Below are 15292 nucleotides of genomic sequence, written 5' to 3'. Positions count from 1 at the left end.
CCTCCAGCCTTTTGTGGGTCCTCGCCGACCATCGATTCTTGCGCTGCATCTAAGACAGGGAAACGACCCGAATGGTTGCGTTTTTTCGCGCCCCCGGGTCTCACGCGGCGATATCGAACGGCGAGACGTACTGCATACATCCTTTCTATCCATCCTATTCACAAAAACCTGTCCGATTTTCCCCTGCGCGGATGCACTTGTCCTTTCTCCCCGTCCGACGGCGGGCCTGTGTGCGTGCTCTCGTCCTTCCTACGTGGCTGACGGCGTGCGCACACGCGTGCATCCCCCGCACGTGTGTCCAAACAGAATATGCTTTTGCCTATCGGGAAACACGGCTGCATATTACCCTGCAGGCGGCACGATTGCCGCCCGTCGCGTCGTGCGGTCTTTTGCCGCTGCGCGCGGCCGCACCCCGCAGCGCGCGGAGATCCCAAATGCCCGCCGGTCGACCGAACGTACTCTTCATCATGACCGACCAGATGCGGGCGGACTGCATGTCCGGCGTCGACCACCCCGTGGTCCGAACGCCCCACCTCGATCATCTCGCCTCCGAAGGCGTCCTCTTCCGGCGGGCCTACGTGCAGTCGGCGGTCTGCGGACCCAGCCGCATGTGCTTCTACACGGGCCGGTATCCTCACGCCAACCGGTCTCCCTGGAACGAAGTGCCCCTGCCCGCGGACGAGAAGACCATGGGCCACTTCTTTGGCGAGGCGGGTTACCGGGCGGCCCTCTGCGGCAAGACGCACTACACCCCCGATCCCTTCGGCGACCCGAAGGCGCAGCCCGAACAGGGGTTCCGCCGCGCGGCCCTGGCCGGCCTGGAAACCTGGGAATTGAACGAATCCAGGGGGGAGGGCTGGCTGGCCCATCTCAGGAGCAAGGGGTACGCCGAAGACGTCATCGCCGATCCTTTCGCGGTGGAAATGCCCGCGGACGCCGGCCGCGGAGGACCTCCCTTCCGGGACCATTCCGCCTACCCCACGCGTTTCCGCCGGGAGGACAGCGATACCGCCTTCATGACGGACCGGGCCATGGCCTTCATGGACGACGCCGGGGATTCGCCCTGGTTCCTGCACCTCTCCTACTTCAAGCCCCATCTGCCCATCGTGGCGCCTTATCCTTACAACGCGCTGTACGATCCCGCCGACTCCCCCGCCCCGAACCGGTCTCCGGAGGAACTGGAGCGTCCCCATCCCTTCCACGTCCCCTTCCGGATCGAACGGGGCGGCGTGGCCTACGACGACGAAGACGTGTGGCGGCAGCGAAGGGCGACCTACTACGGATTGATCACGGAGATCGACGACCACCTGGGCAGGCTGTTCGGTTTCATGAAGGACCGGGGTCTCTGGGAGGACACGCTGATCGTCTTCACCTCCGACCACGGCGAATACGTGGGCGACCACTGGATGTTCGAGAAGGAACTCTTCTACGACGAAGCATACAACGTGCCCTTCATCGTCCGCGATCCCCGGTCCTGCGCGGACGCCACGCGCGGGAGGGTGATGGACGAGTTCGTCGAGTCCCTGGACGTCCTGCCGACCTGCCTGGAGGTCTGTGGAATTGGCGGACCGGACGGCGCCGGTGGATGGGACGGTGCCGGCGGATCCAGCGAACCGGGCGGGTCCAGCGCACCTGGCGGATCCAGCGCACCGGGTGGGTCCAGAGCAACGGGCGGGTCCAGCGCAACGGGCGGATCCAGCGCACCGGGCGGATCGGGCATGCCGCCCGCTCTGCAGGGCCGGTCCCTCGTTCCCTTCCTGAGGGGCGAACGCCCGGCCGACTGGCGCGAAGCGGTCTTCGCGGACTGGGATTTCCGGTTCTACTGGACGCCGAAGAAGCTCGGCATCCCGCCGGAGAAGTGCCGGGGATGGATGGTACGGGACGATCGGTTCAAGTACTGGCATTTCAACGGCATGCCGGACGTGCTCTTCGACCTGGAAAGGGATCCCGGTGAACTTCGTAATGTGGCCGGAGATCCGCGTTATGCTGACGCGGTCCGGGACCTCCGTGTGAGACTGCTTGACTGGCGCATGTCCAACGAGGACGTGAGCCGGGTCGCGTGGACCTATGCGCGCCGCCCCGGATTCGGGCGCGATCCCTTCACGGCGTAGGCGGTCGGCCTGGTCCGCCTGGTCCGCGAGGCCCGACCGATCCGCCTGATAAGGTAACGGAGCTGATATGAGCCGGTTGTTCTTCCTCGCCAGAAGATTCGTCGCGGGAGAATCCCTCGAGGCCGCGGTCGAAGTCGTCCGGTCGTTAAACGACGACGGGCTCGACGTGACCCTGAACATGCTCGGCGAAGCGACCCGTGAACGGGAAGAGGCGGACGAGGCCGTCAGCCAGTATCTCGTCATGCTGGACCTGATCCGGGACGGCGCGCTCCAGGCCAATATCTCCGTCAAGCTCACCCACCTGGGACTGGATATAGACGAGGCGTACTGCGTAGACAATCTGGGACGGATCCTGGAAGCCGCGAAGGAACGGGACATCTTTGTCCGGCTGGACATGGAGGGCTCGCCCTACACGCAGCAGACCCTGGATACCTTTTATAGCCTGTACGAAAGTCACAAAAACTCCGGCGTGGTGATCCAGGCCATGCTGCTGCGCAGTCCTCACGACATCTTCGTGCTCAACAAGATCGGGGCCCGCGTTCGGCTGTGCAAGGGATCCTACCGGGAACCCTCCGACCTGGCACTTCAGCGGATGCCCAACATCCGCGGCGCGTTTCTTTCTATGGCTGAACAGCTTCTGCGAGACGGCCATTTTCCCGCTTTCGCGACGCACGACGATTACCTGATCGAGGGCGTGATACGGTACGCCGAGCAACTGGAGGTCCCGCGGGATGGATTCGAGTTCCAGATGCTCTACGGTCTGCGTCAGGGGTTCCAGAAGGAAATGCGAGGAAGGGGATTCCGCATGCGCGTCTACGTGCCCTTCGGAACGGAGTGGATGCCCTACTTCTACCGGAGGCTCAGGGAACGCAAGGAAAACGTATGGTTCGTCCTGCGCAACCTGGTCCGAAGCTGAGACCGGTCCCGCGAGACGATTCGGGTCTGCCTTCCCGCGGCTCACTGTGGCCCGTGCGCCATTTCCGCCGTATAATCATTGACAACGTCGCGTCCGTGATACCATAATTTGTAAACAATTCGCGGCAGTTTCATATTTCGCGGCGATCGTGTACAAGGCCTGGGCGCGCACCAGTCCGGTATGAGGATTTAACTTCCGCATCGACAACGGCGACATCCGTTTCGGCAGACCACGGCGCAGTCTCAGAAGTGAGCCGATCGAGGGGCCATGCACATCCTCGGAATCGATACCTCCTGTGATGAAACCGCGGCCGCCGTCGTACGCGATGAAACGACCGTCCTGTCCAACGTGATCTCCTCGCAGGGCATACACGTCGAATACGGGGGCGTCGTGCCGGAATTGGCCTCCCGGGCCCACCTGGCCCTTCTGCTGCCCGCGATCGAATCGGCCTTGCAACAGGCCTCCTGCGAACCCGACGGCCTGGACGCCATCGCCGTGACCTATGGCCCCGGTCTGGCGGGCTGTCTGCTGATCGGACTTTCCACGGTCAAATCCATCGCGATGGCCATGGGGAAACCCCTGGTCGGCGTAAACCACATCGAGGGCCACGTGTTCGCGGGGCGTCTGGCCGACGGGGAACTCGCCCCGCCCTTCATCGCGCTCGTCGTATCCGGCGGACACACGCAACTGGTGCTCGTCGAGGACTGGGGCCGGTATCGCATCCTGGGCAACACGCGCGATGACGCGGCCGGCGAGGCCTTCGACAAGGTCGCCAGGCTGATGCGGATCGGGTATCCCGGCGGCCCCGTCATCGACCGGTTGTCGCGCGACGGAGACCCCGGGTTCCTGGACTTTCCCCGGACCTATCTGGATCCGGACGGTTTCGAGTTCAGTTTCAGCGGCCTGAAGAACGCCATACGCATGTATCTTTCGGGACAGACCGAAGCGGAGATCGACCGCGACCGCGCCCACATCGCCGCGTCCTTCCAGGAAGCCGTCGTAGACGTGCTGGTCGACAAGGCCGTGGCCGCCGCCTCGGCCGCCGGCGTAGACGCCATTCTGATCACGGGAGGCGTGGCGTGCAACAGCCGGCTGCGCGAGCGGATGACGGAAAAAGGCGCCGAATCGGGGCTCCGGGTGGTCTATCCCCCGCCCATTCTGTGCACGGACAACGGCGCCATGATCGCGGCGGCCGGGGCCTACCGGTTTCGCAACGGGCAGCGGGACGGACTCTCGATTTCCGTCCAGCCCCGCGCGCGCCTGGCGGATGTAAACGGCGCAGGGCCGAACGGTGGGACAGGGCGGCCATGAACCGTATCGCGACATTCTTCAGGTTCGACGAACACAACACGGACTGGCGGACCGAGGCCACCGGCGGCCTGACCACCTTCATGGCGATGGCCTACATCGTGGCGGTAAACCCCGCCATGCTGTCGGAGGCGATAGGCCAGGACTTGTTCGGAGAACTCCTGTTCGCCACGTGCGCGTCCGCCGCCATCGGCACGCTTTTGATGGCGCTGCTGGCGAACTACCCCTTCGCCCTCGCGCCCGGCATGGGGCTCAATGCCTTTTTCACCTATACCATCGTGCTGGGCATGGGGGTGGACTGGCGCATCGCGCTCGCCGTGGTGCTGGCGTCGGGTCTCCTTTTCCTGTTGTTGACCGTACTGCGCGTGAGGGAAGCCATCATCACGGCGGTGCCCGAACCCCTCAAGCGCGCGACGGCGGCCGGTATCGGGCTGTTCATCGCGTTCATCGGTCTCAGGAACGCCGGCATCATCGTGGACGATCCGGTCACCCTGGTCGACCTGGGGGCCGTGCGTTCCTGGCCGTTCGTGCTTACGCTCGTCGGTCTGGCGGGTATCGGCGTCATGCTCGCCCGGGGCATTCGCGGCGCGATCCTGCTGGGTGTCGCCGGGGTCGCCATCCTGGCCATGGTCATCGGTGTGGTGCCCTGGCCTGCGGGCGTGCTCAGCCTGCCCGCCTGGCCGGCAACCCTCTTCGGGGAGGCGATCGTCCACCTGCCGTATACCCTGGACACGATGTTTCTCCATCTCGTCTTCGCCTTCCTGTTCGTGGACCTGTTCGATACCATGGGCACGCTGGTCGGCCTCTCGGAACGTTCAGGTTTCCTGGACCGACAGGGCCGGCTGCCCCGGGCCAACCGCGCGCTGCTTGCGGACTCCGTCGGGACGGTTTTCGGCAGTGTGCTGGGCTCATCGACCGTGACCACCTACATCGAGAGCGCTACCGGCATATCTTCCGGGGCGCGGACGGGATTCGCCAGCCTGGTCGTCGCCTTCCTGTTCCTCGGCACGTTGTTCGTGGCGCCCCTGGTCGAATCCATACCGGTTTTCGCCACCTCGCCGGCCCTGATCGTAACGGGCGTGCTGATGATGGCCGCGGCGGCGCGGGTGAACTGGAGCGACGCGACAGAAGCGGTCCCCGTATTCCTGACGTTGATTTCGATACCATTGACGTTCAGCATCGCCGACGGGCTGGCCGTGGGTTTCGTCGCCTATCCGGTCATCAAGAGACTGAGCGGCAGAGGCGCGGACGTGCATCCGCTCGTCGACGTCCTGGCGCTTGTCTTTATCGCACGTTACGTTTTTATGGAGTGATCTGAAGTTTACGGGCCTGTACCAGTGGCCTCCAATCACCATCAGCTACCGTGGGGAGGTATACATCATGCGCATTACGAGCGTGGTTCTGCTCTTGCTGTTCAGTGTATGGCCGGCGGCGGCCCAGGAAACCGGCAGCCTGGCCGGCAGAATCGCCGCCGATGACGGCATGGCGCTGTTCGGCGCCAATATCACTGTCGCAGGCGATGCGATCGAAGGATTGCGGGGAACGACGACCGACGGCGAAGGGGCGTTCCGCATCGACGGCCTGCCGCCCGGTGTCTATGAGGTGACCGCTTCCTTCCTCGGTTACGAATCCGTCACCACGGCCGGCGTGATGATCCGCGGCGGCCAGACCACCACGCTGGACGTCGGCCTTGCGGCTACGACGCTGATCGGCGAGCAGGTGGTGGTTTCCGCGTCGCGCAAGCAGGAGAAGCTGCTCGACGCGCCGGCCTCCATTTCCGTGGTGGAGCTGGACGAGATCATGAACCGGCCTTCCCTGTCGGTAACCGACTATATCAAGGACCTGGGCGGCGTGGACCAGGCCAAGGTCGGCGTTTCACAGAGCTCAACCGTGATCCGGGGATTCAACCGCACCTTCACCGGATCCCTTTTGCAGATGGTGGACAACCGGATCGCGCGCATCGCCTCGCTCCGGCTCAACATGGGCAGCGCCATTCCCTTGACGAGCGAGGACATCCAGCGCATCGAGGTCGTCCGCGGGCCGGGGTCCGCCCTCTACGGTCCCAACAGCGCGAACGGGGTGATGCACATCGTGACCCGCTCGCCCATCGGTTCGGAGGGCAACGCCGTCTCCCTTTACGGCGGCGAACGCAGCCTGCGCAAGGCGACCTTCCGACACGCCAGCAGCGTCGACGGCAAAATAGGATTCAAGGTCTCCGGCGAATACTCGAAGGCCCGGGAGTGGGAATACGAAGACGCCCTGGAAGTCATTCCCCGGGACAACGACAACGAACGCCTGCTCGGGGAAGTCCGGATCGACCTGCGTCCGACCGACGACTTGTCCATCATCGGGTCGGCGGGGTATTCCCGGATCAAGGCCATCCAGATGACCGGGCAGGGCGCGGCCCAGGCCGTCGACTGGTCCACCCGGTTCTTTCAGGCCCGCTCGCAGTACAAGGGATGGTTCGCGCAGATCTTTCTCAACATGAACGACGCGGGCGATACCAAGCTCCTCCGGACCACCCAGCCGATCGTGGACACCTCGAGGTTGACCGTGATGCAGCTTCAGCACAACCTCGCGCTGGGTGACAGGCAACAGTTCACCTATGGAGCCGACGTGCTGCTGACCCGGCCGAACACCGGGAACACGACCCACGGTCAGTTCGAAGACCGCGACAACCTGGACGAATACGGGCTGTACGTGCAGAGCGAAACGACCCTGAACGACCAGGTCAGCCTGATGCTGGCCGGCCGGCTGGACGAGCACAGCAAGATCGAGGACCCGGTGTTCTCGCCCCGGGCGGCTCTGGTTATCAAGCCTTCGCCGGAGAGTACGCTCAGGTTGACGTACAACCGGGCCTTCGGCACGCCCAGTTCCGTGCATTACTTCCTCGATCTGATCGCGGGTTCCGATCCGTTCGGCCTGGGCGCGAACTTCGCCGCCCTGGGCCTGGGGCCGGACCGCACCATCGATCTGCGCACACAGGGCGTCAACTCGCAGTTCACGTTCCGGCGCGGAGACAACGGCCTGCCCATGTACCGGTCGCCCTTCGCCCCCGTGGCGGGGCTGCCCGCGGACACCTATCTGCCCATGAACGATCCGGCCAGTACCAATCTCCTCTGGGGCGTGGCCCGTGGGGCCGTGCTGGCGCAGCTTACGCCGCAGCTCCAGGGGCTGGCGGTCCCCATCATCACGCAGTACCTGATTTCGCTCGGTCTTCCGGCACCGAACGCCGCGCAGCTCGCGGCCCAGCAGGCGGCAGGGCTGGCCGCCGCGTTCCCGGGCGTCATCCCGTCCGCCCTGCCGGGGCTCACGAATGCACTGGGCGTACTGGACACGGGGACGGGTACATTCAATCCCGTAGACCCGGCATCGGTCAGGGACGTAGACCCGATGAGACCGTCCATTACCGAGACGTTTGAAGTAGGTTACAAGGGCGTCGTCGGCAACAAGCTGGTGCTGACCGCGGATTTCTACCGGAACAAGATCCACGACTTCATCAGTTCCATACACATCGTGACCCCCAACGTGTTCCTGGATCCCGGTCCGCTGGCCTCGGCCCTGGGCGCCGGTATCGCGCAGCAACTGGCCCTGCCTGAGAACGCGCAGCTGGCCGGGGCGCTCGCGGTGCTCGATGATCCGGCCACCGGCGTGGGCGGCGACGGAAGCGGGTCGCCGGTAGACGAGCTGACCCGGATCTTCGTGAGTACGGCGGCCGCGATCCCCTACGGCACGGTGACCCCGGAGGAAGCCACCGACCCCAATGCCGTGATGCTGACCTACCGCAACTTCGGTGAAGTTTCGTACTACGGTACGGATCTCGGGTTCTCCTATTATCCCAACGATATCTGGAACCTGTCGGGCAGCTATTCCTTCATCAACGAGAACCTGTTCGAGAAAGTGGACGGCATCGACGACATTCCATTGAACGCGCCAAAGCACAAGCTGTCCCTTGCGCTCGGCCTGAAGCCGTCCGGCCTGCCGCTCAACCTCGGCGCCCGCATGCGTTACCGCGGCGCTTTTGAAATGGCCGACGGCGTCTACGTCGGCGACGTGGAATCCCATACCGTCGTGGACGTGAGCGCTTCCTATGATTTCTCGAAGGTTACGTTCAGCGTGGAGGCCAGCAATCTGCTCGACAAGCAGTACCAGGCCTTCGTCGGAGCGCCGATGATCGGGCGCCTGGTCATGGCAGGTCTCGCGGTGCGTTTCTGACCGCAATCGACCGATAAATCGCTTGACAAATCCGCGTATTTTCTTATTCTATAAGTAATTACGCACACAAGTAAAGACCGACCGCGCCGACGCGTAACGGTAGTTGAAACCGCATCGGCGCGGGGTCTATAATACCCCCGGCCCTTACCGGCAGGAAGGAACCGTTCCGATGCGACTGGCAGGCGTTATTCTGGCCGTGATCATGACGGCGATGACGGAGATCCCGGTGGCGGCGCAGGAAACGGGCAGCCTGACCGGCAGGATCGCTTCGGAGAACGGGGTGTCGCTTTTCGGCGCCAACGTCGTGGTCAAGAGCCCAACGATCGAAGGGCTGCGGGGATCGACGAGCGACAGCCGGGGCATGTACCGCATAGACGGACTTCCCGCCGGGGAGTACGAGGTCACCGTTACGTTCCTGGGTTACGTATCGGAAACCGCGACTGGGGTCATGGTGCAAGGCGGCGCGCGCACGGAACGGGATTTCGTCCTGGCCGCTACGGCGCTCGTGGGCCAGGAGGTCGTGGTCTCGGCTTCCCGCAAGCAGGAAAAAGCGCTGGACGCCCCGGCATCCGTCGAAGTGGTCGAGATGAAGGATATCCGGGATTCGCAAGCGCTGTCCTTCGACGAGCACATCAAGAACCTGAGCGGCGTGGATCATGCGAAGACGGGCATCGTACAGGCCAGCACGGTGATCCGCGGCTTCAACAAAACGCTGTCGGGCCTCCTGCTCACCATGGTGGACAACAGGCTCGCACGGATCCCGTCGCTGCGGATCAATTCCTTCCACATCATTCCCATCACCAGCGAGGACATCGAACGGATAGAAATCGTCCGCGGTCCCGGTTCGGCGCTCTACGGTCCCAACAGCTCCAACGGTGTGATGCACATCATATCCCGGTCCCCCATCGGTTCGGAAGGCAACTACGTGTCCCTCTCCGGGGGCGAACGAAACCTGCGGAAGGCGTCCTTCCGCCATGCCAGCAGCGTAAACGACATGATCGGTCTCAAGATCTCGGGGAAGTACCTGAAGGCACGGGACTGGGAACACCACGATCCTGCCGAGGTCGTGCCGCGCAATCTCGACGTCGGGGGCCAGTACGGAGAGATCAGGGTCGACATCCGTCCATCGGAGGAACTGACGTTCATCGGTTCGGCGGGGTATTCCAAAAGCTCCAGCATCCAGATGACGGGCCAGGGATCGGCCCAGGGCAAGGACTGGGTGTACAGCTATTACCAGGGCCGCATGCAGTACAGGGGCTGGTTCGGCCAGTTCTTCTACAACAAGAGCGACGCGGGGGCTACCGAATTGCTGCGCACCGGCGACGGCGTGGTGGACAAGTCGTCGTTGACCGTGATGCAACTGCAGAACACCTCGGATATCGGCCTTCGACAGCAGTTCATCTACGGCGTGGACCTGCTGCTTACCCGACCACAGACCGAAGGGACCATCCACGGAGCCTACGAGGACGATGACGACACCGACGAATTCGGGGCCTACCTCCAGAGCGAGACCCGGTTCACCGACCAGGTGAGCCTGATGCTCGCCGGCCGCCTCGACCGGCACAGCAGACTGGACAACCCGGTATTCTCGCCGCGCGCGGCCGTAGTGATGAAGCCCAATCCGGAGAACACGTTCAGGGTCACCTACAACCGGGCGTTCAACACGCCGACAGTGACCACGATGTCGCTGGACATCAGGGCGGTTGTCGACGCGTTCGAATTCGGCGATTATTTCGGAGGACTGGGCCTGGGTCCGGACAACTCCATCGACATCCGGTCGTACGGCGCGCGCAATCCCTTTACCTTCCGCCGCGACGAGAGCGGCCTGCCCATGTACCGGTCGCCCTTCGCCATCACGGCCGGGCTTTCAAGGGATACCTACCTGCGGCTCGACGATCCGGAAGCCAACAACCTGCTGTGGAGCGCGGCAAGGGAACTCGTGGTCGAGGAGTTGATCCAGCAGCTGGGTAACGACAGTGGCGGCCTGGTCACCCCCGAGCTGGCTGCCCAGTTCACCGGCGTGATACCCGAGCGGCTCCACGGCCTGACGAACAGCCTGCAACTGCTCAACCCCGAAACGCAGGGATTCGATCCATACGACGTCTCGGAGGTCCAGGACATCGACAAGATCCGGCCGACCATCTCGCAGACCCTCGAGTTCGGGTACAAGGGCATTGTCCGGAACAAGCTGGTGCTCGCGGCCGATTTCTATCGCACGCAGATGAACGACTACACCTTGCCGCTCTGGATCTTCACGCCCTCGGTGTTTCTCGACGAAGGTTCCCTCCGAAGTGCCTTGAACCAGGGCATCGCCGACTACCTGGCGGACCCCGCGAACGTACAACTGGCCGGCCTGATCCGGTTTCTCGACACGGCCGCTTTCGGCGGCAACGGGAATGGCGACTACACGGACGAGATCGACCGGTACATCGACCAGATCGCGGACGGCGCCGCGTTGATTCCCTTCGGTACCGTTACGCCGGAGCAGGCGTCCGACCCGACGGCGGTCGCCCTGACCTACCGGAATTTCGGCGACGTCACGGTCTACGGCGCCGACCTGGGGTTATCCTGGTTCCCCAACCGGTCATGGCACATTACGGGCAGTTATTCGTATATACACCGGAATCTGTTCGAGAACGTGGAGAACCTCGGCGACGTTCCCTTGAATTCCCCGAAGCACAAGTTCAGCGGAGGCATTACGTACCGCCCCTCCGGGATGCCGCTGACCCTGGGCGGCAAGATCAGCTACCGCGGTTCCTTCCCGATGCTGGACGGCGTCTACGCCGGTCCTGTTGACGCCTACGCCGTGGTGGACGCCAACGCCGCCTACCAGTTTTCCGCGATCACCTTCAGCGTGGAAGCCAGCAACCTGCTGAACACGAAGTACCGTGCCTTCGTCGGCGCCCCGGAAATCGGCCGGCTGCTTTCCGCGGGCGTGGCCGTGCGGTTCTGACGGACCTCACTTGCACCGGCGGCCGCTTTTCGGGTTTCCGCGCGGCGCGCATGCCGAAGCGCTTCCATTAAATCGAAACTATATCCGTGGTATTTCGTGCAATCCAATATGGACGCGTACGCGTAAATGGACGCGCGCGGAATGGGCTCCCTCCTGCGTGCGGGACGCGGGACCCGGTCCAATATTGGCTTGACACGGAGTGCGGCCGACCGTATGATGTGTCCATCCTCAAGGAGACCTGAAATGCCTCATCGGTTGCGGTTTATACTGGCGATTCTGTGCCTGCTGGCCACTCCTGCGGCCGTGCTCGCCCAGGGAGAGTACTTCGGCCGGAACAAGGTCCAGTACCGCGACTTCCAGTGGGAAATCATCTCCACGCCCCACTTCGAAATCTACTACTACCAGGGAGAAGAAGAGGCCGCCTACGATGCCGCCAGGATGGCGGAACGTTCGTATAACCGCCTGAGCCGCATCCTGCAGCACCGGTTCAGCGACAAGGTTCCGATCATCCTGTACGCGTCCCATACCGATTTCCAGCAGACCAACGTCCTGCCCGGATTTATCAGCGAGGGCACCGGCGGCGTGACGGAATTCAACAAGAACCGCATACTGCTGCCCTTCACGGGATCCTACGCGGAACTGGAACACGTACTCACCCACGAACTCGTTCACGCCTTCCAGGGAGACGTGATCTACGGCGCTGGACCAGGGGTCTCCATCCTCAATCCCATGGCCTTCGTCGCTCCGCTGTGGTTCATGGAGGGCATGGCCGAATACCTGTCGCTCGGGCGCATCGACGCCTATACCCACATGTGGCTGCGCGATGCGGCGCTGCAGGGCTATCTGCCCCCGTCCATCCCCGCCATGGACTACAGTTTCGGCGTCTACCGGTTCGGCCAGGCGCTGTTCGCCTACATCGGCGACCGGTACGGAGATCGGAAGATCGGCGAGATACTCCGAAAGACGGCCCGCATGCGAAACGTGAACGAAGCCTTCCGCTCGTCCATCGGCAAGGACATCGAGCGGCTGTCCGACGAGTGGAACGAGCACGTGCGCAAGACCTACCTGCCACAGATCGAGGACTACGAAAAGCCGCAGGCCTTCGCCCGGCAACTGACCGACGTCCGGGAATCCAGGGCGGGCCTGCACCTCGCCCCGGCGATTTCGCCGCGGGGCGACAAGCTGGTCTTCATATCCAACCGAAGCCTGTACAACGATATATACCTGGCCTCCGCCATCAACGGCGAGGTCATCTCCAAGCTGGTCGAAGGCGAACGCTCGGCCGACTTCGAGTCCCTCCGGTTCTTTTCCACGTCCATATCCTGGTCGCCCGATGAGCAGTACATCGCCTTCCCGGCCAAGGTGGGGGCGCGGGACGCCCTGTATATCATGGACGTCAGAAAGAAAAAGGTGATCCGGCGCATCAGGGTCAATCTCGACGGCGCCACGTCACCGAGCTGGTCGCCGGACGGCGAAAAGCTGGTCTTCGTCGGTCTCCAGGGAGGGCAGTCCGACCTGTACGTGGTGGATTCCGCGGGCGGGAACCTGAAGGCCCTTACCCGGGACCGGTACACGGACCGGGACCCCGTATGGTCGCCGGACGGCAAGACAATCGCCTTTTCCACGGACCGGGGCGACGTGACCGATTTCCGTACGCTCACCTTTGGATACCAGCAGCTCGCGCTGTACGATCTGGAAACGGGAGAGGTCGAGAAGGTCCCGGATCAGATCGGCAAGAGCATTTCGCCGCAGTGGTCGGCGGACGGCAGCAAAATCGCGTTCATTTCCAATCGCACCGGCGTGTCCAACATATTCATCCGGGACATGGAGAACGGCGAGACCTACCAGATTACCAACGTACTGACCGGGGTGACCAACGTAACGGCCGCCGGACCCGCCATCAGCTGGGCGCAGAAGTCGAACCGCATGGTCTTCTCCGCCCTGTCCTGGGGGGGATTCGACCTGTTTTCCATCAGCGACCCCGAGTCGTTGATGAAGGAGCCCTATGATCACGAAAAAGCGGCGACGCCCGGTGCGTCGCCCGATGCGCAGCAACTGGCGCCGCCCCTGAGAACCGAACCACCGGATGTACCCCTTGCCTCCGGGGATGCGGAAGGATCATCGGAAGAATCGGCCGCCGGGGTCGCGGAGGGATCATCGGAAGAAACAGCCTCCGGGGACGTGGCAGGTACTTCGCCGGCGGCGACGGTGGACACCGCGCCGACCACTTCGCCGGACACCGCCTCTGAGGCGGGACCACCGTCCGGGACCCCGGAACGGGAAAAGGTGACCACGATCCAGACCGTGCTTACCACGCCGCCGGACACGACGTCCGCCACGGAGTCGGCCGCGCCCGGAGAGTTGCCCGAATCGTATACGGGTTCGGGCCTCCTGGAGACGCCGCAGTTCCCCTTCGGACCCATAGCCGGGGGCATCGGTCCCGGGGGTGAGTTGCCGGATACCACCGCCTGGACCGACGGCACGTTCAAGAAGCGGAAATACTCCCCCCGTTTCGGACTGGACTACCTGGGGGGAAATGCCGGCTATTCAACACACGTCGGACTCGTGGGCAGTTCCGTCCTTTCCTTCAGCGACATACTGAACAACCACAAGATACTCGTCGGCGCCAACGTTTTCGGGTCCCTGACGGACGCGAACCTGCTGCTCCAGTATACCAATCTGACGCGGCGCATCAACTGGAGCGTGGCGGCGTTCCAGTACAGCTACGACCTGTTCCGCGCTTACCAGAGTCCCTGGATTTCCCAGGTGACCACCCAGATCAACCGCGGCGTCCAGTTCTACCTGAGCCGTCCTTTCAGCAAGTTCAACCGGTTCGAACTGGGGATCCAGGGCGTCAATCGTTCCCGTGAACTGGTGGACATCAGTTTCAATTACTTCGGCATCCGGCGGAACAGGCGCGGAAGCCTTGGAAGCGTCAACTTCATCCAGCCCACCGCCGCCCTGGTCACGGATCACACGCTGTACGGGCCAACCGGTCCGATCGCCGGCGCCCGCGGCCGCATCGAAGTGACGCCGACGTTCGGTGAGCTGCAGTTCACGCGGACCATCGCGGACTACCGCGTCTACTACAACGTCCTGCAGCGTTACGCCTTCGCCTTTCGCCTGTACGGACTGAGCAGCGACGGGCGGGACCAGGAACTGTATCCTTTCGGCGGTCCCTTCAACTTCCGTGGGGCGGACCACTGGTCCGTCTGGGGGAGCAAGGTCGCGCTGGTCAACGCAGAGTTCCGGTTTCCCCTGATCGAGGTCCTCGCCTTCGGCTGGCCGCTGCCGCTGGCCTTCCAGCAGATCCGCGGATCGCTGTTCGTGGACGCGGGCGCCGCCTGGGACCAGACCACCAGTTCGACCCAGGCCAACCAGTATGCCGGCTATCCCAACGTGGGTCAATTCGTCGACGGCACCCTGGTGCGGGACAACGGCCTGGGGCCGCGCACGATGGAAGAGCTGTCGGGCGGACCGCTCGCGGTGGCCTATGGCATCGGCATGCGCTCGCGTGTCGGCTTCCTGATCCTGAAGTTCGATATCGCCCGCCAATTCGACCTGGGAAGGCGGCCTGCATGGTACAACAACGAAAACGTGGCCAACGTCCCCCGGGGGCTCGAGTCCGAGTTCCCCGGCACGCGTTCGTACCGGCTGAGGCATGCGCTGAACGATACCCAGTTCTTCTTTACGATCGGAGCCGATTTCTAGGACGCTCCCCGCAAACCGGCCGGCCGGCCGGTTTAATCCCTCGTTGGTTCACCTTTGCCTGAACGCGGAGATACGGCA

The 15292-nt window shown here is 63.5% G+C and carries 7 protein-coding genes; all 7 read left to right on the top strand.

What is annotated here, in order from left to right:
- Nucleotides 1-434 precede the first annotated feature (434 nt).
- The 7 genes from OXH56_11835 to OXH56_11805 all read left to right on the top strand — a co-directional run bounded on the left by OXH56_11835 (nucleotide 435) and on the right by OXH56_11805 (nucleotide 15214).
- Nucleotides 435-2111, top strand: coding sequence for a sulfatase-like hydrolase/transferase (locus tag OXH56_11835; protein ID MCY3555995.1), 1677 nt, complete (start codon nucleotides 435-437; stop codon nucleotides 2109-2111).
- A 67-nt stretch (nucleotides 2112-2178) separates the two neighbouring features.
- A complete protein-coding gene (locus tag OXH56_11830; protein MCY3555994.1) occupies nucleotides 2179-3027 on the top strand; it encodes a proline dehydrogenase family protein in 849 nt (282 codons plus the stop codon).
- A gap of 267 nt (nucleotides 3028-3294) precedes the next feature.
- Complete coding sequence (gene tsaD / locus OXH56_11825; GenBank protein ID MCY3555993.1) at nucleotides 3295-4338, top strand: tRNA (adenosine(37)-N6)-threonylcarbamoyltransferase complex transferase subunit TsaD; 1044 nt, start codon at nucleotides 3295-3297, stop codon at nucleotides 4336-4338.
- Nucleotides 4335-5648, top strand: a complete 1314-nt coding sequence (locus OXH56_11820) for an NCS2 family permease (protein ID MCY3555992.1) — start codon at nucleotides 4335-4337, stop codon at nucleotides 5646-5648. The genes tsaD and OXH56_11820 overlap by 4 nt, the downstream gene beginning before the upstream one ends.
- 67 nt (nucleotides 5649-5715) lie before the next feature.
- Nucleotides 5716-8550 (top strand): TonB-dependent receptor, encoded by a 2835-nt coding sequence (locus tag OXH56_11815; protein ID MCY3555991.1) that lies wholly within the window; start codon nucleotides 5716-5718, stop codon nucleotides 8548-8550.
- A 169-nt stretch (nucleotides 8551-8719) separates the two neighbouring features.
- On the top strand, nucleotides 8720-11503 hold the full coding sequence (locus OXH56_11810; GenBank protein ID MCY3555990.1) for a TonB-dependent receptor: 2784 nt from the start codon (nucleotides 8720-8722) through the stop codon (nucleotides 11501-11503).
- A 243-nt stretch (nucleotides 11504-11746) separates the two neighbouring features.
- Entirely contained in the window at nucleotides 11747-15214 is a 3468-nt protein-coding gene (locus OXH56_11805; GenBank protein ID MCY3555989.1) for a DPP IV N-terminal domain-containing protein, read from the top strand.
- The last annotated feature ends 78 nt before the right edge of the window (nucleotides 15215-15292 follow it).

This window comes from Gemmatimonadota bacterium, from assembly GCA_026702745.1.
Classification (GTDB): Bacteria; JAAXHH01; JAAXHH01; order JAAXHH01; family JAAXHH01; genus JAAXHH01.
This window is presented reverse-complemented; position numbering and strand designations above follow the sequence as displayed.

What these genes read in the sequence shown, in the direction of transcription:
- OXH56_11835 (MCY3555995.1), top strand. Translation starts at nt 435, where the DNA reads ATGCCCGCCGGTCGACCGAACGTACTCTTCATCATGACCGACCAGATG.
- OXH56_11830 (MCY3555994.1), top strand. Translation starts at nt 2,179, where the DNA reads ATGAGCCGGTTGTTCTTCCTCGCCAGAAGATTCGTCGCGGGAGAATCC.
- tsaD (MCY3555993.1), top strand. Translation starts at nt 3,295, where the DNA reads ATGCACATCCTCGGAATCGATACCTCCTGTGATGAAACCGCGGCCGCC.
- OXH56_11820 (MCY3555992.1), top strand. Translation starts at nt 4,335, where the DNA reads ATGAACCGTATCGCGACATTCTTCAGGTTCGACGAACACAACACGGAC.
- OXH56_11815 (MCY3555991.1), top strand. Translation starts at nt 5,716, where the DNA reads ATGCGCATTACGAGCGTGGTTCTGCTCTTGCTGTTCAGTGTATGGCCG.
- OXH56_11810 (MCY3555990.1), top strand. Translation starts at nt 8,720, where the DNA reads ATGCGACTGGCAGGCGTTATTCTGGCCGTGATCATGACGGCGATGACG.
- OXH56_11805 (MCY3555989.1), top strand. Translation starts at nt 11,747, where the DNA reads ATGCCTCATCGGTTGCGGTTTATACTGGCGATTCTGTGCCTGCTGGCC.